Below are 23,904 nucleotides of genomic sequence, written 5' to 3'. Positions count from 1 at the left end.
TCTCCGTGAGGGGTAGGAGCCAGCGGTGCATATACGATTGGGAACGTCAGTGCTTCTTGCTTAGGTTAGCCTAACAGCAGTTAGGGCAGCCTAATCAGCCCCTTCAGCAAGGGTGTCAGGCATCACCAGCCCCCGACGCAGCACGGCCACACACTCCGTCAGCACCTTCAGAGAGCGACCCATGAGCATCACCGAAACTGCCCCCGCCCTTCCCCTCTCGGCAGCCTTCAAGGAAGGCTCTCGCCTCCTGCACGACGAGGCCGAGTCGGCCACGTTCATCGAGGAGCTCATGGGCGGCAAGCTCAACCTCTTCGGCTACGTCAACTACCTGAAGTCGCTCCGCGTCGTCTACACCGCACTCGAGGAGACCGCGCGCGCCCAGGCCGCCGACCCCATCTTCTCGGTCCTGCACGACGAGCGTCTCGAGCGTCTCGCGGCCCTCGACGCCGACATTGCCACCCTCTCGACCGGCGCCCCGGAGGAGGACCTGTGCCAGCACGAGGTCGCCACCGAGTACGCCGCCCGCATCCGTGAGGCCGGCAACGAGTCCGGTGTCCGCCTGGTCGCGCACCACTACACCCGCTACCTGGGTGACCTGTCGGGCGGCCTGGCCATCGGCCGCATCGTCGGCCGCACCTACGGCATCACCGAGGGTCTGGACTACTACTCCTTCGCCGACATCACCGCGAAGACCTACAAGGACACCTACCGCGAGAACCTCGACAACCTGCCCCTGGACGAGGAGCAGCGCGAGATCGCCGTCGACGAGGTCCAGAAGGCCTTCATCTTCAACCAGCGCATGTTCGCCGAGCTCGGCAAGCACCTCGACGTCTACCGCGTGAAGGCCGAGGCCTGAGCCTCACCTGATCGTCCCGGGCGGCACACGCCCGGACCCGCGAAGGCCCCGTCCGACGGACGGGGCCTTCGTCGTCCACGGGGTCGATGCGAGGATGTGCGCCATGGCTACCACTGCGTTCAAGGGCAACCCCGTCTCCACCGTCGGCGAGCTTCCGGCCGTCGGCCAGAAGGCCCCGGAGTTCACCGTCGTCGGCGAGGGTCTTGCCGACGTCACCACCGCTTCCCTCGCGGGCAAGCGCGTCGTCCTCAACATCTTCCCGTCGGTCGACACCGGCGTCTGCGCCGCTTCGGTGCGCACGTTCAACGAGCTCGCCTCGAAGCTCGAGAACACCACCGTCCTCAACGTCTCCGCCGACCTCCCGTTCGCCCAGGCCCGCTTCTGCGGCGCCGAGGGCATCGAGAACGTCGCCGTGGGTTCGACCTTCCGTTCCACCTTCGGCGCCGACTTCGGTGTGTCGATGGTCGACGGTCCTCTGGCCGGCCTCCTGGCCCGCTCGGTCGTCGTCCTCGACGAGTCCGGCGTGGTCACGCACGTCGAGCTGGTCGACGACATCACCCACGAGCCCAACTACGACGCCGCCGTCGCCGCTCTGGGCTGATCCATCGGGACCACGGTCCCCTCGGAGTTCCTCCACGAGGTCGTTCACCCCGCTCGGGGGTGAACGACCTCGTGTCCGTTCCGGCCATTTCCGACGCCTGCCCCTCGGGGCTACCTTGGAGCGATGAGCACCTCGCACGATGCCCTCATCGCCGACGCCCGCGCCTGGCTGGTCGAGGACCCCGACCCGGCCACCCGCGACGAGTTGACCGCCGTCCTCGCCCAGGCCGAGAACGGCGACGCCGACGCCCTGGCCGACCTCGCGGACCGCTTCTCCGGCACCCTGCAGTTCGGCACCGCCGGTCTGCGCGGAGCCCTCGGAGCCGGACCCAACCGGATGAACCGCGTCGTGGTCACCCGCGCCGCCGCCGGCCTGCTGGCCTACCTCAAGGAGCAGGGCGCAAGCAGCGAGGACTCCGTCGTCATCGGCTACGACGCCCGCTACAACTCCGACGTGTTCGCCCGTGACACCGCCGAGGTGGTCACCGGTGCCGGCCTGAAGGCGTACGTCCTGCCGCGTCCGCTCCCCACTCCCCTGCTGGCCTACGCGATCCGCGACCTGGGCTGCGCGGCGGGCGTGATGGTGACCGCGAGCCACAACCCGCCCCAGGACAACGGCTACAAGGTCTACCTCGGTGACGGCTCGCAGATCGTTCCCCCGGCCGACTCCGGCATCGCCGCCCAGATCGACGCGGTGGGCTCGCTGGCCGACGTCCCGCGCGGCGACGGTGGCGTCGTCCTCGGCGAGGACGTCATCGAGCGATACCGCTCCTGCGTCGTCGACCTACTGCCCGAGGGCCCCCGTGACCTCAAGGTCGTCTACACCGCCATGCACGGCGTCGGGGGCGAGACCGTCACGCGCGTGCTGGAGGCCGCTGGCTTCCCGGCACCGGCGCTGGTCGAGGCTCAGTTCGCTCCCGACCCGGCATTCCCGACGGTCGCGTTCCCCAACCCCGAGGAGCCGGGCGCGATGGATCTCTCCCTGGCCCTGGCCGAGGAGGTCGACGCCGACCTGGTGATCGCCAACGACCCCGATGCCGACCGGTGCGCCGCAGCCGTGCGCGGACCGCAGGGCTGGCGGATGCTGCGTGGCGACGAGGTGGGTGCGCTGCTGGCCCACCACCTGCTGGGCCGCTCCAAGCCCGGCATCTACGCCACGTCCATCGTCTCCTCCTCGCTGCTGGGCCGCCTGGCCGCAGCCAAGGGCCAGGAGCACCGCGAGACGCTGACCGGGTTCAAGTGGATCGGTCGCCTCGAGGGTCTGGCCTACGGCTACGAGGAGGCGCTGGGCTACTGCGTCGACCCGGCCAACGTCCGCGACAAGGACGGCGTCTCGGCTGCACTCGTGCTCTGCGAGCTCGCTGCCGAGACCAAGGCTGCGGGACGCACCCTCATCGACGTCCTCGACGACATCGCCCGCGAGCACGGTCTGCACGCCACCGACCAGCTCAGCGTCCGGTTCTCCGACCTGGCCGGCATCGGTGCCGCGATGGAGCGTCTGCGATCCACTCCCCCGACTGCTCTGGGCGGTCTGGCCGTGGAGAAGGTCGAGGACCTCTCCCTGGGCACCGTCGACCTCCCTCCGACCGACGGTCTGCGCTACTCGCTCGCCGAGGGTGCCCGCGTGATCGTGCGTCCCTCGGGCACCGAGCCGAAGGTCAAGTGCTACCTGGAAGTCGTCGTCGCAGTGGAGGACGAGACCCCCGAGGCGATCGACGCTGCACGCATCGCCGCTGCCGGTCGTCTGGACGCGATCAAGGGTGACGTGAAGGTGGCCGCCGGGCTCTGAAAGGCCCCCGAACACACTCGACAGACCCACTTCGAGACCGGTCCGTGACCTTCTGACACTTGACAGTCAGGGACGCGGGCCGGTCTCACACTTCGGATTGCCCGGCCCCCTTGGCGCAGACCTATGCTGATGAAGTGACAGCGACTTCTGCCTCAACGCCGAGTGCAGGCCACGGCTCTGCCGCTCCCTCCGCTGCGTCCGTCACGGACCAGTTCGCGGAGATCACCAGCGACAACGCCTCCCTGCGCCGCTTCCTCCACGGCCTCCCCGGGGTCGACCAGGTCGGACTGGAGGCGCGCGCCGCCTCCCTCTCGACCCGCTCGATCAAGGCTGACGCCAAGGCCCGACTCATCGACCTCGCCATCAGCATGGTCGACCTGACCACGCTCGAGGGCAACGACACCGTCGGCAAGGTCCGCTCGCTCGCCTCCAAGGCCGTGCGTCCCGACCCGACCGACCTGTCGACCCCCTCGACCGCCGCGGTCTGCGTCTACCCCGACATGGTGGCCACCGCGAAGGCTGCCGTCGGCGACTCCGGCGTCCAGGTCGCCTCCGTGGCGACCGCCTTCCCGTCGGGTCGTGCCGCCCTCGAGGTCAAGCTGGCCGACACCCGCCAGGCCGTCGAGGCCGGCGCCGACGAGATCGACATGGTCATCGACCGTGGCGCGTTCCTCTCCGGCGACTACAAGCTGGTCTTCGACGAGATCGTCGCCGTGCGCGAGGCCTGCCGTCGTGTCGACGGCACCGAGGCGCACCTCAAGGTGATCTTCGAGACCGGTGAGCTCCAGACCTACGACAACGTCCGCCGCGTCTCGTGGCTGGCGATGATGGCCGGCGCTCACTTCATCAAGACCTCCACCGGCAAGACCCAGCCTGCTGCGACCCTCCCGGTGACGCTGCTGATGCTCCAGGCCGTGCGCGACTTCCGTCTGCAGACCGGTCACATGGTCGGCGTGAAGCCGGCCGGCGGCATTCGCACCACCAAGGACGCGATGAAGTACCTGGTGACGGTCAACGAGGTCGCGGGCCCGGACTGGTTGAACCCCGACTGGTTCCGTTTCGGCGCCTCGTCGCTGCTCAACGACCTGCTGCTGCAGCGCACCAAGCTCTCCACCGGTCGCTACACCGGTCCCGACTACATCAGCATCGACTGAGGACTACGCCATGGTGAAGGTTCCCGAGAGCGCGCCCGTCGCCTCTTTGTTCGAGTACGCCCCGGCCCCCGAGTCCCGCTCGGTGGTCGACATCAAGCCGTCCTACGGCCTCTTCGTCGACGGCGAGTTCGTCGACGGCACCGGTGAGTCGTTCGCGACCATCAACCCGGCCACCGAGGAGCACCTGGCGCACGTCGCCGAGGCCTCCGAGGCCGACGTCGACCGCGCCGTGAAGGCTGCCCGACGGGCCTACGACAAGGTCTGGTCGAAGATGTCGGGCCGCGAGCGTGCGAAGTACCTCTTCCGCATCGCCCGGATCATCCAGGAGCGTGCCAAGGAGTTCGCCGTCCTGGAGACGCTGGACAACGGCAAGCCGATCAAGGAGACCCGCGACTTCGACGTCCCGACCGTCGCGGCGCACTTCTTCTACTACGCAGGCTGGGCCGACAAGCTCGCCTACGCCGTCCCCGGCAACCCGGCCCCGAAGCCGCTCGGCGTCGCCGCCCAGGTCATCCCGTGGAACTTCCCGCTGATGATGCTGGCCTGGAAGGTCGCCCCGGCTCTGGCTGCGGGCAACACCGTCGTCCTGAAGCCGGCCGAGACCACCCCGCTGACCGCGCTGCTGTTCGCCGAGGTCTGCCAGGAGGCCGGTCTCCCCAACGGTGTCGTCAACATCGTCACCGGTGCCGGCGCCACGGGTGCTGCGCTGGTCGCGCACCCGGACGTCAACAAGGTCGCGTTCACCGGTTCCACCGACGTGGGTCGCACGATCGCGCGTCAGGTCGCCGGCACCTCCAAGCGTCTGACGCTGGAGCTGGGCGGCAAGGGCGCCAACATCGTCTACGAGGACGCCCCCATGGACGAGGCCGTCGAGGGCGTCGTCAACGGCATCTTCTTCAACCAGGGCCACGTCTGCTGCGCAGGTTCGCGTCTGCTGGTCCAGGAGTCGATCCAGGACGAGTTCCTCGAGCGTCTCCAGCGCCGCATGGAGACCCTGCGCGTGGGCGACCCGCTCGACAAGAACACCGACATCGGCGCGATCAACTCCGCCGAGCAGCTGGCCCGGATCACCGAACTGGCCCAGGCTGGCGAGGACGAGGGTGCGAACCGTTGGTCGCCGTCCTCGTGCGTGCTGCCGGAGAAGGGCTTCTTCTTCGCCCCGACGCTGTTCACCGACGTCTCCCAGACGCACCGCGTCGCCCGCGAGGAGATCTTCGGACCCGTCCTGTCGGTGCTGTCCTTCCGTACGCCCACCGAGGCCGTCCAGAAGGCCAACAACACCCCGTTCGGTCTTTCCGCAGGCGTGTGGAGCGAGAAGGGCTCCCGCACCCTGTGGACCGCCAACCAGCTCCGTGCCGGTGTCGTGTGGGCCAACTCGTTCAACAAGTTCGACGCCACGTCGCCGTTCGGTGGCTACAAGGAGTCCGGTTACGGTCGCGAGGGCGGCCGTCAGGGTCTGGAGGGATACCTCAAGTGAGCACCCAGAACACGTCTGCACGCGCCCAGGTGCGCAAGACCTACAAGCTCTATGTCGGTGGCGCGTTCCCCCGCTCGGAGTCCGGTCAGGTCTACCCGGCTCTCGACTCGAAGGGGGCCCTCGTGGCCAACGTGGCTCTGGCGTCCCGCAAGGACGCCCGTGACGCCGTCTCCGCGGCCCGCAAGGCCTTCGGCGGCTGGTCCTCGAAGACCGCCTACAACCGCGGCCAGGTGCTCTACCGCATCGCCGAGGTCCTGGAGGACCGTCGCGCCCAGTTCGTCGAGTCCGTTGTCCAGGCTGAGGGCGTCGACGCCAAGCGCGCCAACGCGATCGTGGACGAGAGCATCGACCGTCTGGTCTGGTACGCCGGATGGACCGACAAGATCACCCAGGTGCTCAGCGGCGCCAACCCGGTGGCCGGCCCGTTCTTCAACCAGTCCTCCCCCGAGCCGACGGGGGTGGTGGCCGTCGTGGCCCCGCAGGCCTCCTCGCTGCTCGGCCTGGTCTCGGTGATCGCTCCCGTGATCGCGACGGGCAACACCGTCGTCGTCCTGAGCTCGTTCGAGCGTCCGGTCGCCGCGGTCAACCTGGCCGAGGTCCTGGCCACCTCCGACGTTCCTGGTGGCGTGGTCAACATCCTCACCGGTGACTGGCGCCCGGTCGCTCCGTGGCTGGCCACGCACATGGACGTGAACGCCATCGACCTCACCGGTGTTGCCGCCGACGCCGACGCCGCGTTCGACCTCGAGCAGGCTGCTGCCGCCAACCTCAAGCGCGTCCTGCGCCCGGGCAACGTCGAGGAGGACTTCTTCCTCGAGCCGCACCTGAGCCGTATGACGACGTTCCTGGAGACGAAGACGGTGTGGCACCCGATCGGCAAGTGATCGCACTCCACGCCGCTGCATGCAGCGACTGAGGAAGGCCCGGCCCGAAACTTCGGGGCGGGCCTTCGCTCATTCCTGCAGGTCAGAGACGTGTTTCCTCGGCCAGGCGAACAACCGCGAGGAACGGACGCAACCCCACGACAACGCAAGGTGCACCCCGATTTGCGTACTCCCCGGGGGTCTCTAGTAATGTTCTTCTTGTTGGAGCGGTTCGGCCAGAACGAACTGGGACAACGAAGGAAACACATACGAAACACAGTGCCGCCTTAGCTCAGTGGTAGAGCGCGTTCTTGGTAAGAACGAGGTCATGAGTTCAATCCTCATAGGTGGCTCCACGACGAGAAGCCCCTGACTCCGGTCAGGGGCTTCTCGCATTTCACGACGCCCCCACTCCTCATCTCGAGCTGACGGTGCGGCTTCCCTGAACCCAGACCGGGCTCAGCAAGGCTCACGGAGTTCTCAGGGGTCTTCTCAGCGGTCTTCGCAGGGGCCTACGAGTGCTCGGGGAGCTCCGCACCAGCGGTTGTCCCCCGAGAGGGCTCCTGAGGACGCAGAAACCGTTCGCCGGCCCTTGAGAACACGCGGAGTCCCGTCTGCCACCGCAAGGCCGTCGAGCTGACTCACGCACACCCTGGCGCCTCGGGGAATCATCTCTCCCCCACTGTGGCCCACTGTGAAGGAATCACGATCCCCCTGCGACACGTAGCAGGCCGAGAGCGGCGCGATCGCTCACGCAGTGGACTTCTGGTCCACCGCGGCTCTCCGAGGCCCTAGGCCGCTCTCCACGCGAAGGTCGCGTGGGCCCTCACGAGATGTAGCCATCCAACGAACGATCAGACGTCTTGTCGACAAAGCACTCTGTGACTCCTGGGCCCAGCGTCGCTGGAGCTCGCACCAGCCAGGAGCCGTGAAATGACCGGAGGCCCCCACCCGAAGGTGGGGGCCTCAACGGCGAATAATTGTCCGGCGGCGTCCTACTCTCCCACGACCTCTCGATCGCAGTACCATCGGCGCTGAAAGGCTTAACTTCCGGGTTCGGGATGGGACCGGGTGTTTCCCTTTCGCTATGACCGCCGTAACCCTTCAACCACACCCACAAAAAAAGGGGCGGGTAGTCTGTGTTACGAAGACAAGCATATCAACTTGTATCGTGCATTCCAAAAACAACGCTTGTTGTCTGGGAACTGAACAGTGGACGCGTGGCAATAACTCTTGTTGGTCGAGTTGATTTGTACGGTGTTGGGACAAGCCCTCGGCCTATTAGTACCGGTCGGCTAGGCATTACTGCTGTACACCTCCGGCCTATCAACCCAGTGTTCTGCTGGGGGCCTTAACCACTCAAGGTGGTGGGAAACCTCATCTTGAAACATGCTTCCCGCTTAGATGCATTCAGCGGTTATCACTTCCGAACGTAGCCAACCAGCCGTGCTCCTGGCGGAACAACTGGCACACCAGAGGTTCGTCCACCCCGGTCCTCTCGTACTAGGGGCAGCCTTTCTCAAGTTTCCAACGCGCGCGGCGGATAGGGACCGAACTGTCTCACGACGTTCTAAACCCAGCTCGCGTGCCGCTTTAATGGGCGAACAGCCCAACCCTTGGGACCTACTCCAGCCCCAGGATGCGACGAGCCGACATCGAGGTGCCAAACCATCCCGTCGATATGGACTCTTGGGGAAGATCAGCCTGTTATCCCCGGGGTACCTTTTATCCGTTGAGCGACGCCGCTTCCACATGCTGGCGCCGGATCACTAGTTCCGACTTTCGTCCCTGCTCGACATGTCTGTCTCACAGTCAAGCTCCCTTGTGCACTTACACTCGCCACCTGATTACCAACCAGGCTGAGGGAACCTTTGAGCGCCTCCGTTACATTTTAGGAGGCAACCGCCCCAGTTAAACTACCCATCAGGCACTGTCCCTGATCCGGATTACGGACCTAGGTTAGACATCTAGTACGACCAGAGTGGTATTTCAACGTCGACTCCACAAACACTGGCGTGAATGCTTCACAGTCTCCCACCTATCCTACACAAGCCGAACCAAACACCAATACCAAACTATAGTAAAGGTCCCGGGGTCTTTCCGTCCTGCCGCGCGTAACGAGCATCTTTACTCGTAGTGCAATTTCGCCGAGTCCATGGTTGAGACAGCGCCCAAGTCGTTACTCCATTCGTGCAGGTCGGAACTTACCCGACAAGGAATTTCGCTACCTTAGGATGGTTATAGTTACCACCGCCGTTTACTGGGGCTTAAGTTCTCAGCTTCGACTTGCGTCTAACCGGTCCCCTTAACCTTCCAGCACCGGGCAGGAGTCAGTCCGTATACATCGTCTTACAACTTCGCACGGACCTGTGTTTTTAGTAAACAGTCGCTTGGGCCTGGTCTCTGCGGCCATCACCGCTTCACACCGCACGGGTGCTAACGGATCCGGCCCCCCTTCTCCCGAAGTTACGGGGGCATTTTGCCGAGTTCCTTAACCATGGTTCACTCGATCGCCTTAGTATTCTCTACTTGATCACCTGAGTCGGTTTGGGGTACGGGCGGCTCGTATCTCGCTAGAGGTTTTTCTCGACAGCATAGGATCACCCACTTCACCAAACGGCTCCCCATCAGGTCTCAGGCCTATGTGTGGCGGATTTGCCTACCACACGCCCTACACCCTTGGCCGCGGACTACCATCGCCGCGGTTGGACTACCTTCCTGCGTCACCCCATCGCTTGACTACTACTGAATCGGGTCCCGTGCTCCACACACACGCCTCCACCCCGAAGGGCTTTGGTCACGGTGCTTCGGACGGTTAGCATCAACAGCCTCATCATGGGCGATACTTCGCCGGTACGGGAATATCAACCCGTTGTCCATCGACTACGCCTGTCGGCCTCGCCTTAGGTCCCGACTTACCCAGGGCAGATTAGCTTGACCCTGGAACCCTTGATCATTCGGCGGAAATGTTTCTCGCATTTCATTCGCTACTCATGCCTGCATTCTCACTCGTGTGGCCTCCACAACTGGATCACTCCGCTGCTTCACTGCCCACACGACGCTCCCCTACCCATCCAGACGCCTGGACCACGAAGGCCTAGCTTAATATCTGAATGCCATAGCTTCGGCGGATGACTTGAGCCCCGCTACATTGTCGGCGCGGAATCACTTGACCAGTGAGCTATTACGCACTCTTTCAAGGGTGGCTGCTTCCAAGCCAACCTCCTGGTTGTCAATGCGACTCCACATCCTTTTCCACTTAGTCACCGCTTAGGGGCCTTAGCTGATGGTCTGGGCTGTTTCCCTCTCGACTACGGAGCTTATCCCCCGCAGTCTCACTGCCGCGCTCTCACTTACCGGCATTCGGAGTTTGGTTAACGTCAGTAACCCGCTAGGGCCCATCGGCTATCCAGTGCTCTACCTCCGGCAAGAAACACACGACGCTGCACCTAAATGCATTTCGGGGAGAACCAGCTATCACGAAGTTTGATTGGCCTTTCACCCCTATCCACAGGTCATCCCCTCAGTTTTCAACCTAAGTGGGTTCGGTCCTCCACGCGGTCTTACCCGCGCTTCAACCTGCCCATGGATAGATCACTTCGCTTCGGGTCTAGAGCGTGCAACTCAATCGCCCTATTCGGACTCGCTTTCGCTACGGCTACCCCACACGGGTTAACCTTGCTACACACCGCTAACTCGCAGGCTCATTCTTCAAAAGGCACGCCGTCACCCTTTAACAGGCTCCGACGGATTGTAGGCACATGGTTTCAGGTACTATTTCACTCCCCGCCAGGGGTACTTTTCACCTTTCCCTCACGGTACTTGTCCGCTATCGGTCACCAAGGAGTATTTAGGCTTAACGGGTGGTCCCGCCAGATTCACACGGAATTTCAGGGGTTCCGTGTTACTTGGGGTGACACTCCAGAGATGCTGACTTACACGTACGGGGCTATCACCCTCTACGGCCAGGCTTTCCAACCTGCTTCGGCTTCATCAACATTTTCTTACTCTGTACCAGCACGGCAGTACTGATCGAGTGGCCCCACAACCCCACACCTGCAACCCCTGCCGGGTATCACACAGATGCGGTTTGGCCTCATCCGATTTCGCTCGCCACTACTCTCGGAATCACTTTTGTTTTCTCTTCCTGAGGGTACTGAGATGTTTCACTTCCCCTCGTTCCCTCCACTCACCCTATGTGTTCAGGTGAGGGTAACTGGACATGACTCCAGCTGGGTTTCCCCATTCGGACACCCCCGGATCACAGTTCGTTTACCAACTCCCCGGGGCTTATCGCAGGTTACTACGTCCTTCATCGGCTCTTGGTGCCAAGGCATCCACCATGTGCCCTTAGTAGCTTGTTCCAACATCGTCAAAACAACTCGAACTACAAAGACCATACAATTCTGCTTATTGCACATACACACTCAATAAATTGAGTATGTGATGCTCGCGTCCACTATTCAGATCTCAAACAACAAACCCACCAACCCATCCAGCCAACCGCAAGCAGTTGTCCTTCAGCGAAAGAGGCCAGAGCAAACCAGTCACACCCCACAGGGTGTGGCCTGATCCCTCAGGACCCAACAGTGTGTCTCGACCCTCCCCCTACCAACAACACATCCACTTTCCACGCTCAAAGAGCAGTACTAAGAACAAGCTGCCAGCCAGGTTCAAGTCATTCATCGACGATTCCACTAGTGAGACACCACCATGCGCAACCAAACATTCGTTGGTTGTCGGGGTGTGTGCTCCTTAGAAAGGAGGTGATCCAGCCGCACCTTCCGGTACGGCTACCTTGTTACGACTTCGTCCCAATCGCCAGCCCCACCTTCGACGGCTCCCTCCACAAGGGTTGGGCCACCGGCTTCGGGTGTTGCCGACTTTCGTGACGTGACGGGCGGTGTGTACAAGGCCCGGGAACGTATTCACCGCAGCGTTGCTGATCTGCGATTACTAGCGACTCCGACTTCATGGGGTCGAGTTGCAGACCCCAATCCGAACTGAGACCGGCTTTTTGGGATTCGCTCCCCCTCACGGGATCGCAGCCCTTTGTACCGGCCATTGTAGCATGCGTGAAGCCCTGGACATAAGGGGCATGATGACTTGACGTCATCCCCACCTTCCTCCGAGTTGACCCCGGCAGTCTCCTATGAGTCCCCACCATTACGTGCTGGCAACATAGAACGAGGGTTGCGCTCGTTGCGGGACTTAACCCAACATCTCACGACACGAGCTGACGACAGCCATGCACCACCTGTATACCGACCAAAAAGGGGCACCTATCTCTAGGTGTTTCCGGCATATGTCAAACCCAGGTAAGGTTCTTCGCGTTGCATCGAATTAATCCGCATGCTCCGCCGCTTGTGCGGGCCCCCGTCAATTCCTTTGAGTTTTAGCCTTGCGGCCGTACTCCCCAGGCGGGGCGCTTAATGCGTTAGCTGCGGCACGGAATCCATGGAATAGACCCCACACCTAGCGCCCAACGTTTACGGTGTGGACTACCAGGGTATCTAATCCTGTTCGCTCCCCACACTTTCGCTCCTCAGCGTCAGGTAATGCCCAGAGAACCGCCTTCGCCACCGGTGTTCCTCCTGATATCTGCGCATTTCACCGCTACACCAGGAATTCCGTTCTCCCCTGCATACCTCTAGTCTGCCCGTATCGGAAGCAGGCCAGGTGTTAAGCACCTGGTTTTCACTCCCGACGTGACAAACCGCCTACGAGCCCTTTACGCCCAATAATTCCGGACAACGCTCGCACCCTACGTATTACCGCGGCTGCTGGCACGTAGTTGGCCGGTGCTTCTTCTGTAGGTACCGTCACTTTCGCTTCGTCCCTACTGAAAGAGGTTTACAACCCGAAGGCAGTCATCCCTCACGCGGCGTTGCTGGATCAGGCTTTCGCCCATTGTCCAATATTCCCCACTGCTGCCTCCCGTAGGAGTCTGGGCCGTGTCTCAGTCCCAGTGTGGCCGATCACCCTCTCAGGCCGGCTACCCGTCGAAGCCTTGGTGAGCCATTACCTCACCAACAAGCTGATAGGCCGCGAGCACATCCTTCACCGCCGGAACTTTCCAACCACCTCCATGCAGAGGCAGTTCATATTCGGTATTAGACACCGTTTCCGGTGCTTATCCCGAAGTGAAGGGCAGATTACTCACGTGTTACTCACCCGTTCGCCGCTCGTGTACCCCGAAGGGCCTTACCGCTCGACTTGCATGTGTTAAGCACGCCGCCAGCGTTCGTCCTGAGCCAGGATCAAACTCTCCATTGAAATTTCAAAGAAAAGCCAATTCCCGACAGAACAAACCCCGACAATGTTGTTGTCAGAATTTATTGTCAAAAGAAATCCGTTAACTGTTCTTCCGAAGAAGACCAGTCGACGGGGCATATCAAACTAATTCGTCGACTATGACACACTGTTGAGTTCTCAAGGATCAAGCACATCCAGATCCCGCACCCACTCTTTCGAGCGGCTACTTCGTTCTGGAGCAACCCGACTAAACTTAGTCGGTGTGAATCTCTCAGTCAAACCGAGCGACTCAGGCGATTTCGGAGAAACCTAAGTTTCTCTTTGATCAAGTGGCCGCCTGGCAACAAGACCCGGTCAAGCAACCCTTCTGGGCTGCGTCCGTGTCCCTTGCGGCGACAGGTGAAACCTTAGCACCACGACCTCGGAACCAGCCAAATCGAGGCGCATCCACAGGCAAACGCACCACAAAACCGCAGGTCAGGCCTGCTCGCTGCGCCGACGTGGAACCCGTCCGCCCCTCCCCCACACCCGGCCACAGGCCTACTCTGGCCGTTCACGGGCGCACATCGGGGTGCGTCCCTGTGCCTGGAGGCTTCCTCGTGCGCACTCGCCCACACCGTCCTGTCCTCGCCGCTGCCCTGGCAGCAGTCGCCCTCACGCTCGGCGTCGTCCCGGCAGCGCATGCCGTCGTCGGCCAGTCCCGGGCTTCGATCACCACCATCACCATCACGTCGACCGGCTGCTCGGGATGCCGCGTCGTCGCCTCGTGGACCCCACGTCTGGAAGGACAGCCGTCGTTCTACAGCGGTGACGTCAAGGGCGGTCGCGCCGTGCTGCGGGTCCCGACCGGCCGCACGAAGGGTCTGGCCTTCACCGTCGTGCACCCGCGTCCTCAGGGGAAGGTGTACGGACTCCCCCTCGTCGCGGTGAAGTACCAAGGCGTCGCGACCGGCACCAAGGTCACGCCCGCACGCGCCGCCAAGGCCCGCAGAGCGAAGGTGTGCTGGGCAGGGACCAGCGCCAGGACCGTCTCCCTGCGGATGCGCACCGCACGCGATCCGAAGCTGGCCTCCGTCGGCGGGTACCGGCACTGGTTCAGCGCCACCCCTGCCGCCACCGGCTCCTGGCGTGCGGCTCCGCGTGGATCGGTGTCCGTCCGCAGCGACTACGGGGTCTGTCTCTGACCCTCGTCGACCTGGTGGACTTGGGGGTGGTGGACGTCGGGGTGGTGGACGTCGGGGTGGTGGTCGTCGCTCCACTGGACGTGCACCATCTCGAACCCCTTGTGCCGCTGCATCCGGGCGTAGGAGACGTAGGCACGGCGGTCCGCGTCGGTCAGACGCACGTTGTCGGTGAACGGCGTCAGCAGGGCGCGCGGCCACAGGCGCCGGGCCAGGACCACGTTGATCTCGCTCGCCAGTACCGCCATCACCGCACCGATGAAGATGAAACCGACCAGCCCCAGCACCAGGCCGAAGGTCTTCGTCATCGAGCTGCGCTCCACCAGCACGTGCTGGACGTACTCGGCTCCACCCAGTTGGAGGAGCTGCCACATCACGGCCAGGGCGAAGCCTCCGGGCGCCGCCCGACGGAACGAGTGCTGCCCGGTTGCCGCGAGCCGGAACAGCGCCGTCAGGAAGACACCGACGATGACGACGGTGAGCAGAGTCAGCAGGTGCTTCACCGCGCCCGGCAGGAGATGGGAGACCAGGTCGGTCGTGGTGACCACGGTGGAGACCACCGAGACCACCAGCAACGTCACCCCGGCCGTGAGCAACAGGCCGAGCGTCTTGATGCGTGCCTTGATCGGGTTGGGCCGACTGTTGCGCGGCACCGACCACGCCACGTGCTGGGTGTTCTGCATCGCCTGCCCCAGCCCGAGGCTTCCGTACAACGCGACCAGTGAACCGACGACCACGCCGGTGAAGGAGCCCTGCAGGCCCTCGGGTCGGCCCAGCTGGTCACCGATGATCGGGAACTGGGAGAGGGCCGAGTCGAGGATCGCCTCCTGCCACTGCGGCTTGCCCTCCAGGACGAGCCCGAGGATCGACGTCCCCAACAGCATCAACGGGAAGATCGCGACGAACGCGTAGTAGGTGAGGATCGCGGCCAGGTAAGGGCCTTGGTCGTCGAAGTACTTGTAGACGACGCCGATCGGAAACCCGATGACCGTGTGTCGACGCTGAAACTCGTCGATCGTCGTGACCGCACCCACCCCCGCAGGGTAACCGCCCGGTCGTCCGCGTGGGGTGGGTCATCGTGACGATCGGACAACGGCTGCTTCGACCCAATCCCGTCAACGCATCAGGTTGAGCGCGGCCCACTCCCACCACTGGCCCGCCTCCGGACCTCCGTTGCACCAGCCGTCGGACTCGCCGGGGCGCTTGATCCACAGATAGGCGTCGAGCCCCTTGCGGCCGTTGATCACCCGGGGACGGGGACCGACCTTGGCCGAGGTGTTGTTGCACCAGGTGTTGGCCGCGTCGGGACCGACACCGTTGCGTGAGGTGTCGATGACGAAACGCTTCCCCGGAATCCCACGCTTCTTCAGTTGTGCACGGACCGCACGCCCGAAGGCACGCTCGCTGGCGGTGGCGCGGTGGTTGGAGACGTTGGTGACGAATCCCCGGGCGTGCTTCACACCGGCCAGTTTCAGTCGCCGAGCCGCCTCGGCCGGAGTGTGCCAACCGGAGTGCCCCGCGTCGAGGTAGACCCAGGCCCCTGCCGCGGTCAGCTTCTTGGCGGCGTAGCGCAGCAGTGCGGCACGGTCCCCCTGACCGGCGCAGTCCCCCAAGGAAGCAACCGCGTCGGGCTCGAGGACCACCATCGGGCGGGTCCCCTTGAGCCCCTTCGCAACCGCGCGGATCCACCGCTTGTAGGTGGTCGACTCGTAGCCACCGGCCGACCACAACCCGCAGTCACGTCCCGGGATCGCGTAGAGCGTGAGCACCGGCGTCCGGCGGGATCGCTTCGCCGCCAGCACGTAGGACCGGGTCAGGGCCGTTGTCTGGTTCACCGGAGCCGTGCGATCGGTGAACCACCGTGCCTGCGGGGTCGCGGCCAACCGGTTCAGGCGCCGGTCCCGGCCGGCTGACCGCGCCGCCTGGGACGACGGATCGACGTGGAAGGGACGCGTGAGGCGGACGTCCTTGCCCGATTTCGTGGCCGCAGCGACCATCCTCGGCGACGCCTCGGGAACACCGGCACGAGCAGGCGCCACGGGGCCGAGCAGGCCGATGACGACGCCCAGCGCCGTCACGAGGATCCAAGAGAGCGCGGGGTGGGGGGACACGGGCCAAGTGTGCCCCGCGTCGTCCGTCACGGTCGGTGTTCTGGCTCAGGAGCGACGAGTACGGTGGCAAGCGTGTCAACTGCCCTCGACGACATCTCGTACTGGGCCCGGGGAACGGGCCTGGAGATCGTGCTGCTCGTGACCGGTGCGGTTCTGCTGGCCCGCTTCGTCGCGTGGTACGGCGCCCGGTGGATCGAACGCGTCGACCCCGAGGACGCCGAGACCGAGAACCTCGTCCGTTCCGAGGACGCCAAACGTCAGCACGCCCTGATCCAGCTGCTCACCTGGGTGCTGGTGGTGGTCGTCTACGTCCTCGCAGGCATCACCCTGATCCAGACCCTTGGCTTCTCACTGACCGCGATCGTCCCGGCCGCCACCGTCGCCGGTGTCGCGATCGGCTTCGGCGCCCAGCGGATCGTGCAGGACCTGCTCGCGGGCTTCTTCATCTTTGCCGAACGTCAGTACGGCTACGGCGACCTCATCCGGATCGCAGTGCTCGGCGTCAGCCAGCCCGTCCTCGGCACCGTCGACGAGGTCAGCCTGCGCACCACCACCGTCCGCACGCCCGCCGGCGAAGTGGTCATCACACCGAACGGGCAGATCGTGCAGATGACCAACCTGTCGCGCGGTTGGGCACGCACCGTGATCGACGTGCCGGTGCCCTCCACCGTCGACGTCACCCACGTCAGCGACGTCCTGCGCGCCGTCGGCAGGGCCGCCTACGACGACGAGGAACTGCGTCCGTTGCTGCTCGACGTCCCCACCGTCATGGGCGTGGAGTCGATGGAGGTGGACCAGTTCCAGGTCCGCGTCGTGGCCCGCACCCAGCCCGGCAAGCAGTTCGTGGTGGGTCGCGCGGTGCGCGAGCTGATCGCGCGCGAGTTCCTCGCCGAAGGCATCGGGACCGCTGCCCAGGTCAACGACGAGGGAACGGCAGGACGCGATGACTGAACGTGACGACGTGGCCCGCACCTCCCCCGGCGACGTCCCGTCCCCTGGCTCCCGACCGTCGTGGCCGGCCCGCTTCCCCAGGATCTCGACGGTCGTGCTGGCCGTCGTCTTCGTCGTGGCCCTGGTGACCTACCTCAACGTGCGTCCCCCGGCCCCCGCTGCGCAGCAGGTGGACGAGGGTCCCCGACCCACCCGGACCACCGAACCCACCTCCGCCCCACGTCCCAGCCAGGAACCCGAACCCTCGGAGGACGTCGAATCCCCCGAGCCCACGTCGTCTCCGAGCAGTTCACCGACCTCGACGCAGCGTCCCGTCCCGAGCGCGACGCCGCGGCCGACGCCGTCGCGAGAACCCAGCTCCAGCGCGACCCCGGACGAGACCGACGAGCCGTCCCCGTCGGCATCACCCACGCCCAGCGCGCCGACCGAACCCGAGCCGACCAGCGACACCGACGAGCCTTCTGACCCCGACACGTCCCCTTAGGTCGACGAGGGCCAGCGAGAGGCGATCTCAGCGGGGCGTGCTCCGGTCGAAGCCAGCAGCTCCCTCCTCACCGTCCTACTCGCCGTCCTGCTCACGACCCTGTTCGGCACCGTGCGCCAGCATCGCCCCGACCAAGGTCACGACGTTGCGGCTCTCGGTGACCTCGATGCCCAACATCTGGGTGACCCGGTTGAGTCGGTAGTCGACGGTGTTGGGGTGCACGTGCAGCCGAGCCGCCGTGGCGCGTCGGTCCTGGCCCGTCCGGAGGAAGATCCGGAGCGTCTCGAAGAGTTCGGGGCGACCCGCCACCGGGGCGACGGTCTCCGCGAGCAGCGACCGCGCGGCCCCCGGCCGGGTCATCTGGTACTCGACCACCACGTCCTCGATCCGGTAGGTGCCCGGCGGGCGGCCCAGCCGGATCACCAACTGCAGGAGTTCTTCGGCGATCTCGGCCGCGGAGGCCACCGTCGTGGTGGCCGGGGCGACGGTGCACGCGACGTACAGCGGCGCCTGGGCTGCCGCCTCGAGACGAGCCACCAGCGCCGGCACGCGTGCGGCTGCAGTTGCCAGGTCACCGTCGCGGACCAGCAGCACCAGCAGACCGCCGTCGCCGGTCATCGTGCCGAGGACGTGGTCGTCCTCCTCGCGCAGCCGAGCACGGAGACGACGCAGTTTGCGGCGGGCCGCGATCTCGACGCTCAGCCCCTCCCCTGCTTCGTCGGGATGCTCGCCCAGTGCGAGTCGCAGGACCAGGTGGGCCGGGGCAGCGTCCTCAGGTCGGGGATCGCCGTCCAGGACGCGGCGCAGTCGTTCGGCGGACAGATCGGCATCGGCGTCGGTGATCGCGACGCGCTCCTCCAGATAGCGATCCGCGACGATCTCCGAGGCCGCCGCCAGGAACCGCATCGCCAGCACCGACGCGGCAGCCACCTGGGGCTCATCACCGGGGATCGCGAGCGGCACGACGTCCTCGAAGATCAGACGAGTTCCGACGTGGTAGGCAGCGAGCACCGCAGCGAGCGGGACCCCTTCCTCAGCCCGCCGCGCCGCTGACTCGCTCAGGTCCGCCCATTCCTCACCCACCGGGAGCCGGCCCCGGGCGAGGGAGTCCAGGAAGAGGTCGAGGGCCAACGTGATCGCGCGGACGATGTCGAGGTTGAGCGCCTCCTCCGGCATCTCGCGGTAGGTGAGGATCTCCTCGGCGAGGCCGGCGAGGACACGGGCGTTGAGATCGCGTCTGCGCCGTGCGAGGAGCACCCCCACCTCCACACCGCCGAACCTCAACTCCATGGGCCGCTCTTGTGCTGCCGTCACAACTCCCCCTCATGAAGTCTGGGTGAGGTCCTATGACCGCCCCGCTCCAAAGCGCCGACGATAGAGGAACGTGACGGGGCTCACCCCGGTTTGCATCGGTCGAGAGAGATTCGTGAGGGAGCGGCAATGCGCAGGCACTTCTGGAAGAGAACCACCACCGCAGCACTGAGCCTGGCGCTGGCGTTCAGCGCCGTCGTGGTGGGCGCTTCGTCGGCCCAGGCCGCGACCAGCGGCGTCAACAACTGGTCGTGCAAGGCCACGCCGGGCAAGGACCCGGTGATCATGCTGCACGGTCTCGGCGCACCGAGCGCGATCAACTGGTTCTCGAAGGCCCCGTTGATCGCGGCCGACGGTTTCTGCGTCTACACCCCCACGTACGGCGTCAACATCCTGCCCGGATTCAAGTCCATGAGGGACAGCGCAGCCGAGGTCAGCGGAATCGTCGACAAGGTGCTCGCCTCCACCGGCGCGACGAAGGTCAACCTCGTGGGACACTCCCAGGGCACCACCGTCTCGGCGTACTACATGAAGTTCCTGGGCGGCGACACGAAGGTGAACCGGTTCGCCGGCTTCGGCTCCAACTTCAAGGGCACCAGCCTGTACGGCGTCAACAAGCTCGTTCGGGCGATCCCGGCGATCACCCCGGTGCTGCGCGCCGTCTGTGCGTCGTGCGACGAGTACCTCCCCCCGAACCAGTTCCTCACCGACCTCAACGCCGGCGGCGTCACCGTCCCGGGGCCGAAGTACATGTCCATCGTGTCGAAGTACGACGAGGTGGTCCTGCCCTACACCAGCGGCGTGCTGAACGAACCCGGCGTCACCAACGTCGTTCTGCAGGACGCCTGCGCCCTCGACCTCGCCGGCCACATCACCCAGGCGGTCGACCCGAACGTCACCCGCTTCGTCCTGTGGCACCTCAACGGGCAGCAGACCAAGCGCCCGACGTGTGTGCCGTGGTTGATCCCGGGATGATCCTCGGCTGACGCCAGCTCCCACGACGAAGGGCCCCACCTCACACGGCGGGGCCCTTCGTCACGTACACGGCGCGGCGTCAACCAGCCGGGTCCAGCGTGACCGTGCGAGCCGGACCGACTCCAGCGGCGTTCACCGGTTGCAGGGTGACCCGGAGCGTGCGGTCACCGCGGAAACCAGTGAGGTTGAGGCCCCCGGCCGAGGCCGGCACCTCGACCGCCCGGCCCCCGATCGTCACGTGCCAGCCGGTGAGCGCTCCGGTGACGGGCTGCTGGGTGTAGCGGTCCCAGACCAGAGAGGTACCCGTGGCGCCCTCACGGATCTCGACCCCTGTCGGTTCACCGGGCAAGGAGTCCACAGGAACGACGACGGTGGCACTGGCCTCCTCGCCACCCTGCGTGCGTGCGGTGAGGATGATGGGAGCGGCTTCCGCGAGGATCCGGTCAGGCAGGGTCACGCTGGTGGCGTCGTCCTCGACGTCGAGCACTTCCGAGCCGCTTCGCACGGTGTACCCGGCCAGAGGCGTCGCCCACTTACCGTCTGGAACGGTCCAGTGCAGACGCGTGCTGGTGGTGGTGGAGACCAGACGCAGGTCCGACGGCGCCACGAGCGGGACCGTCGTGGAGGCTGTCGGTCCGCGGTAGGTGTAGGACGTCCTGGCGCTGGGGTGGCCGTCCCGCACGACCACCACGTCTGCCGTACTCCCGGCCGCTGGTTGATAGTCCCCGGAGAATTGGAAGGAACGTTGGACTGCAGGGAGGTGGAAGTAGAAAGATTTCCCGTCTTGGGCGTTCACGAACCACAGCTGCACCATCGGCATGGAGGCGGGGTCCCAAGCACCTGCCTGGGCGAGCCAGCGCGGGTCGTGAGTGATGGTGGCCTCCGCGCCCCCGGCGGTCGAGACCACGCGAACCTCGAGTGGCGCGATCGGCGCCGTGCCGACGACGACGGGCTCGGTCCAGACAGATGCCCCGACAGCACTGCGCGAACGTATGCGCACGGAGACACCGTCCGGCGTGGCCGGGAAGACGTGACTGTGCGCCGCAGCGTCCACCGTGACGGTGCGACGGCCGTCGAGAGCGATCTCGAAACCTTCGAGACCATCTGCTGCCTGAGCGGTCGCGCCGAAGATGCGCGGCGCCTCCCACGTGACGGCGATGGTGCCGTCCGGCGCCGTGTCGGCATGCACGCGAGTCGGCGCAGGTGTCGCGTCTCCGCAGGTGACCAGGTCGAGGGCGTAGGTGCCCGAGGAGTGTGAGCCGGGCCGCGCCGAGGCGACCCGCAGGTCAGCCGGCTCGACCCCGCCCTCAGCCGGGCTGGAACCACTGACCACCAGGTAGAGGTCACCGGGGGCCGCCACTTCCCCCGAGAGCGTCGCGGACGTGCTGTCGGTCGGGGCGTCGAGGCCGATCTCGGTCCCGGAGGCGTCGCGCAGTGAAAGTTTGAGGTTGAGGTGGCTGTTACGACTCAGCGGTCGAGCAGTGGCCAGGACGGTGGCGCACTCACCGACGCTGTACCAGTCCTCGTCCGGAGCCGAGGCGGGGATGGGGACGTCCCCGACGGTGGGCTTCAACGGATAGGTGCCGCTCGTACGCGCCGTGGGCCCGGGCTGGTCGGGCAGGTTGAGCGTGGCCTCGACCGGTTCCCCGACCCGGATCGGCTCAGCCTCGTCCCGGGTGTTGCGGATGCTCGGCAAGAACTGCCAACTGTTCGACTGCGTTCCCGTGGGGCCGGGACGCCAGAACCAGAAGCTGGCGTGGCGGCGCTCCTCCAGACTGAAGGTGGCACTCCCACCAGCGGCGTAGGACATCGTCCGCGACGGATCGTTGTGCAGGAGCCCGACGTCGAACGTGTGATTGAGGCCTACCGAGTGGCCCACCTCGTGGTTCACGATCCACGCCACAGCAGCGCCCGTCGCCTGCCCGAGGTTCAGCGAGGCCCCGTTGGTCTTGGTGCGAAACTGGTCGATGTAGGCCAGTCCCACCGTTCCGCCCTGATTTTCCGTGACGCATGGGGCCCTCGTGTTGGGGGGGATCAGACCGCGGTCACCGGAGACCACCGCACGGTGACCGAAGTGCACGTCCTGGCTGGTCCCGTCCCAGCGCAGCGCCTCACGTCCAGGATCTTCGGTGGTGACGTCGACGTCGAAGGCTTCGTAGTGCGACGCGACTCGGCGCCACAGGTCCTGCACCTCTTTGCGCTGCTTCGCCGTGAAGGCGGCCTGACCGACGTTGCCGAACCAACCACAGAAGGTCAGTCCCGTGTGCCATCCGTCCGCATCCGTGAACGTGTGCCCGTCGAGGTCGAGGTAGATGGTGCGTGGCGACCCCGGCCGGCTGTGCAGTTTGAAGGTGTCAGCCAGCGGGAACTCCGGCCCGTCCGTGCTGACCAGCGGAGTGCCACTGCTGGCATCGGCCCGCGACGAGGGCGCGTCCGCGCCAGCGGGCACCGGCTCGGAGTGACCATGGCCATCGGCATCGGCGAGGCCGTCGAAGGAATCGACGTAGAAGAGACGGCCGTCAGCCGCGAGGTGGAGGCTGTCGTCGGCGGCCAGCGTCTCAGCAAGGTAGGTGGGCGTCATCCGGTGAGCCGCCGCGACTGCGGCCAGATCCGCGCTGCCTTCCCCGCCCAGCATCGCGAGAGCCTGCTCGCCGCTCACCCCGAGGGGAGCGTCGTCGAGGCTCTCGAACGCGTCCGTGAGATCGACGACCGGCCCGTCGTGATGCACCGCCTGCTCTGCGGCGAGCCCGGCCGCGCCAGGGCGTGCCTCCGATCCCTCCAGTGCACCGAGGGTCACCGGGACCGCGAGAGCCGTCAGTCCCAGACAGGCAACGAGCGTGACCACGGTGCGCGCCCCCGGGGCACGACGAAGGGCTTCAGCAAATTTCACACAGCCACATTAAGGAAATAAATGCACTCTGTCTCAGAAACTGTGAGTTGGCCCGGCGTTGACACACTGCAGCGATCAATCAGGGTGCCGCGACACTCAGGTGCCATCGCCCCGGCGACACAACAGACGTAGGGCCCCACCAGATGGTGGGGCCCTACGTCGTCGTTGAACAAGAGGGGATGAGGACTCACGAACGAGCGTGAGCACCTCCGCTGTGTCGGCCATTCGCTCATCCTCCACCTCGTCAACGATGGTGAAAGAGATCTGCATCTCGCGCGGATTGAGGGTCTTGTTCTCGGCGCGCAGGGAGAGCGGGATGGACTGCTCGTAGTCCTCAGGTCGCACGACGGGGACGAGCTCGTCGGTCATGAAGACGCCACCTGAGGAGTTCAGGCCAATGATGACGTCAGTGGTGTCGAACTCTGCGTTCTCGAACAGCTCCTGAAGCAGCGAGATGACCTTGCGTTCCTGCCCGGGGGCGACGCGACCGTCTCCGATGGTTCCGCGGGGAACTGCAATGGAGGCCTGCTTCTCCACCTCAAAGGTGCCCGGCCCGGTCGTCAAGCCTTGGACGGCCTTGATGGACGCAGCACCGAAGTCGATTCCGACTACTCGGTTTCTCACTAGATGTTCCTCACAATGGGCTCGATGGCGGGTGCAGCGTCGTGGTAGGCCTTCAGAACTTCGTAGGCCTGTGCGACGGCAGCTTTACCGTCCGCGACGTCCTTGCGTTGCGCACGAGGTAGTGAAGCGAGGACCTCGTCCGCAGTTGTGCGGGCGATGTCGACGATCTCCATGTGGTGCATGAGGTTCGCTGGACTCCACAGCTCGGTGTATCCAGCGAGGATTTCTGAGGCAGCGTGGGCTTCCTCGAGGAGTTCCTCCGGTGTGGGTGCAGCTGCTCGGCGACCTCGACCGGTAGCATCCTTGCTTTCCTCGCCGCCGTGTCGAGCATGCCCAGGGGCGGCTTTGATGACCTTGTTGCTCACGTATTCTCCTGTGCTCGG

General features: G+C 65.1%; 16 protein-coding genes, 1 tRNA gene and 3 rRNA genes. 11 read left to right on the top strand and 9 right to left on the bottom strand.

What is annotated here, in order from left to right; translation table 11 throughout:
* Positions 1-181 precede the first annotated feature (181 nt).
* From EOV43_RS04030 to EOV43_RS04000, 7 genes are all read left to right on the top strand, one after another.
* Entirely contained in the window at positions 182-856 is a 675-nt protein-coding gene (locus EOV43_RS04030; protein ID WP_128219792.1) for a biliverdin-producing heme oxygenase, read from the top strand.
* 103 nt (positions 857-959) lie between these two features.
* Positions 960-1,457, top strand: coding sequence for a thiol peroxidase (gene tpx, locus EOV43_RS04025; protein WP_128219791.1), 498 nt, complete (start codon positions 960-962; stop codon positions 1,455-1,457).
* Between the two features lie 123 nt (positions 1,458-1,580).
* Positions 1,581-3,245, top strand: a complete 1,665-nt coding sequence (locus EOV43_RS04020) for a phospho-sugar mutase (RefSeq protein ID WP_128219790.1) — start codon at positions 1,581-1,583, stop codon at positions 3,243-3,245.
* Between the two features lie 134 nt (positions 3,246-3,379).
* Complete coding sequence (deoC, locus tag EOV43_RS04015; protein ID WP_128219789.1) at positions 3,380-4,399, top strand: deoxyribose-phosphate aldolase; 1,020 nt, start codon at positions 3,380-3,382, stop codon at positions 4,397-4,399.
* A gap of 10 nt (positions 4,400-4,409) precedes the next feature.
* Complete coding sequence (locus tag EOV43_RS04010; protein WP_206611390.1) at positions 4,410-5,876, top strand: aldehyde dehydrogenase family protein; 1,467 nt, start codon at positions 4,410-4,412, stop codon at positions 5,874-5,876.
* Positions 5,873-6,760 (top strand): aldehyde dehydrogenase family protein, encoded by an 888-nt coding sequence (locus EOV43_RS04005; protein WP_128219788.1) that lies wholly within the window; start codon positions 5,873-5,875, stop codon positions 6,758-6,760. Before EOV43_RS04010 ends, EOV43_RS04005 begins: the two co-directional genes overlap by 4 nt.
* A gap of 260 nt (positions 6,761-7,020) precedes the next feature.
* A tRNA-Thr gene (locus tag EOV43_RS04000) sits at positions 7,021-7,095 on the top strand.
* A 626-nt stretch (positions 7,096-7,721) separates the two neighbouring features.
* Here the strand turns inward: EOV43_RS04000 and rrf are convergent.
* The 3 genes from rrf to EOV43_RS03985 all read right to left on the bottom strand — a co-directional run bounded on the left by rrf (position 7,722) and on the right by EOV43_RS03985 (position 13,015).
* Positions 7,722-7,838: ribosomal RNA gene (gene rrf, locus EOV43_RS03995) — 5S ribosomal RNA — on the bottom strand.
* A gap of 162 nt (positions 7,839-8,000) precedes the next feature.
* Positions 8,001-11,103: ribosomal RNA gene (locus EOV43_RS03990) — 23S ribosomal RNA — on the bottom strand.
* A gap of 395 nt (positions 11,104-11,498) precedes the next feature.
* Positions 11,499-13,015 (bottom strand): 16S ribosomal RNA (locus tag EOV43_RS03985).
* Together the 16S, 23S and 5S rRNA genes form the textbook arrangement of a ribosomal RNA operon.
* A gap of 578 nt (positions 13,016-13,593) precedes the next feature.
* On the opposite strand from EOV43_RS03985, the gene EOV43_RS03980 reads away from it, so the two are divergent.
* Positions 13,594-14,178, top strand: a complete 585-nt coding sequence (locus EOV43_RS03980) for a hypothetical protein (RefSeq protein WP_128219787.1) — start codon at positions 13,594-13,596, stop codon at positions 14,176-14,178.
* Here the strand turns inward: EOV43_RS03980 and EOV43_RS03975 are convergent.
* Positions 14,160-15,209: a YihY/virulence factor BrkB family protein gene (locus tag EOV43_RS03975; protein WP_206611389.1), complete on the bottom strand. Its 1,050-nt coding sequence runs from the start codon at positions 15,207-15,209 to the stop codon at positions 14,160-14,162. The two genes, EOV43_RS03980 and EOV43_RS03975, sit on opposite strands and share 19 nt — an antisense overlap.
* Before the next feature lie 81 nt (positions 15,210-15,290).
* The gene (locus EOV43_RS03970) at positions 15,291-16,286 is read right to left on the bottom strand and encodes a glycoside hydrolase family 6 protein (protein ID WP_128219786.1); all 996 of its coding nucleotides are present in this window, start codon (positions 16,284-16,286) and stop codon (positions 15,291-15,293) included.
* Positions 16,287-16,358: 72 nt separating this feature from the next.
* Between EOV43_RS03970 and EOV43_RS03965 the strand changes: the two genes are divergently transcribed.
* Positions 16,359-17,237 (top strand): mechanosensitive ion channel family protein, encoded by an 879-nt coding sequence (locus tag EOV43_RS03965; RefSeq protein WP_239022218.1) that lies wholly within the window; start codon positions 16,359-16,361, stop codon positions 17,235-17,237.
* Positions 17,230-17,721 carry an Rv3103c transmembrane domain-containing protein gene (locus tag EOV43_RS03960; RefSeq protein ID WP_128219784.1) on the top strand — a complete coding sequence of 164 codons (492 nt, stop codon included), beginning with the start codon at positions 17,230-17,232 and terminating at the stop codon, positions 17,719-17,721. Before EOV43_RS03965 ends, EOV43_RS03960 begins: the two co-directional genes overlap by 8 nt.
* A 75-nt stretch (positions 17,722-17,796) precedes the next feature.
* On the opposite strand, the gene EOV43_RS03955 is transcribed toward EOV43_RS03960, so the two are convergent.
* Positions 17,797-19,011, bottom strand: coding sequence for a PucR family transcriptional regulator (locus EOV43_RS03955; protein ID WP_128219783.1), 1,215 nt, complete (start codon positions 19,009-19,011; stop codon positions 17,797-17,799).
* Positions 19,012-19,161: 150 nt separating this feature from the next.
* On the opposite strand from EOV43_RS03955, the gene EOV43_RS03950 reads away from it, so the two are divergent.
* Positions 19,162-20,007: an esterase/lipase family protein gene (locus EOV43_RS03950; protein ID WP_128219782.1), complete on the top strand. Its 846-nt coding sequence runs from the start codon at positions 19,162-19,164 to the stop codon at positions 20,005-20,007.
* Positions 20,008-20,086: 79 nt separating this feature from the next.
* Here the strand turns inward: EOV43_RS03950 and EOV43_RS03945 are convergent, their stop codons facing one another.
* From EOV43_RS03945 to EOV43_RS03935, 3 genes are all read right to left on the bottom strand, one after another.
* Positions 20,087-22,852: a zinc-dependent metalloprotease family protein gene (locus tag EOV43_RS03945; protein ID WP_128219781.1), complete on the bottom strand. Its 2,766-nt coding sequence runs from the start codon at positions 22,850-22,852 to the stop codon at positions 20,087-20,089.
* A 141-nt stretch (positions 22,853-22,993) separates the two neighbouring features.
* Positions 22,994-23,434, bottom strand: coding sequence for a hypothetical protein (locus EOV43_RS03940; RefSeq protein WP_128219780.1), 441 nt, complete (start codon positions 23,432-23,434; stop codon positions 22,994-22,996).
* 86 nt (positions 23,435-23,520) lie between these two features.
* Positions 23,521-23,886, bottom strand: a complete 366-nt coding sequence (locus EOV43_RS03935) for a hypothetical protein (RefSeq protein WP_128219779.1) — start codon at positions 23,884-23,886, stop codon at positions 23,521-23,523.
* Between the last annotated feature and the right edge of the window lie 18 nt (positions 23,887-23,904).

The sequence above is a fragment of the Nocardioides yefusunii genome, assembly GCF_004014875.1.
Taxonomy (GTDB): Bacteria; Actinomycetota; Actinomycetes; order Propionibacteriales; family Nocardioidaceae; genus Nocardioides; species Nocardioides yefusunii.
This window is presented reverse-complemented; position numbering and strand designations above follow the sequence as displayed.

Bases quoted from the DNA above. Each gene is read 5' to 3' on its own strand.
- EOV43_RS03955 (WP_128219783.1), bottom strand. From the start codon at position 19,011: ATGGAGTTGAGGTTCGGCGGTGTGGAGGTGGGGGTGCTCCTCGCACGG.
- EOV43_RS04010 (WP_206611390.1), top strand. From the start codon at position 4,410: ATGGTGAAGGTTCCCGAGAGCGCGCCCGTCGCCTCTTTGTTCGAGTAC.
- EOV43_RS03950 (WP_128219782.1), top strand. From the start codon at position 19,162: ATGCGCAGGCACTTCTGGAAGAGAACCACCACCGCAGCACTGAGCCTG.
- EOV43_RS03960 (WP_128219784.1), top strand. From the start codon at position 17,230: ATGACTGAACGTGACGACGTGGCCCGCACCTCCCCCGGCGACGTCCCG.
- EOV43_RS04020 (WP_128219790.1), top strand. From the start codon at position 1,581: ATGAGCACCTCGCACGATGCCCTCATCGCCGACGCCCGCGCCTGGCTG.
- tpx (WP_128219791.1), top strand. From the start codon at position 960: ATGGCTACCACTGCGTTCAAGGGCAACCCCGTCTCCACCGTCGGCGAG.
- EOV43_RS04030 (WP_128219792.1), top strand. From the start codon at position 182: ATGAGCATCACCGAAACTGCCCCCGCCCTTCCCCTCTCGGCAGCCTTC.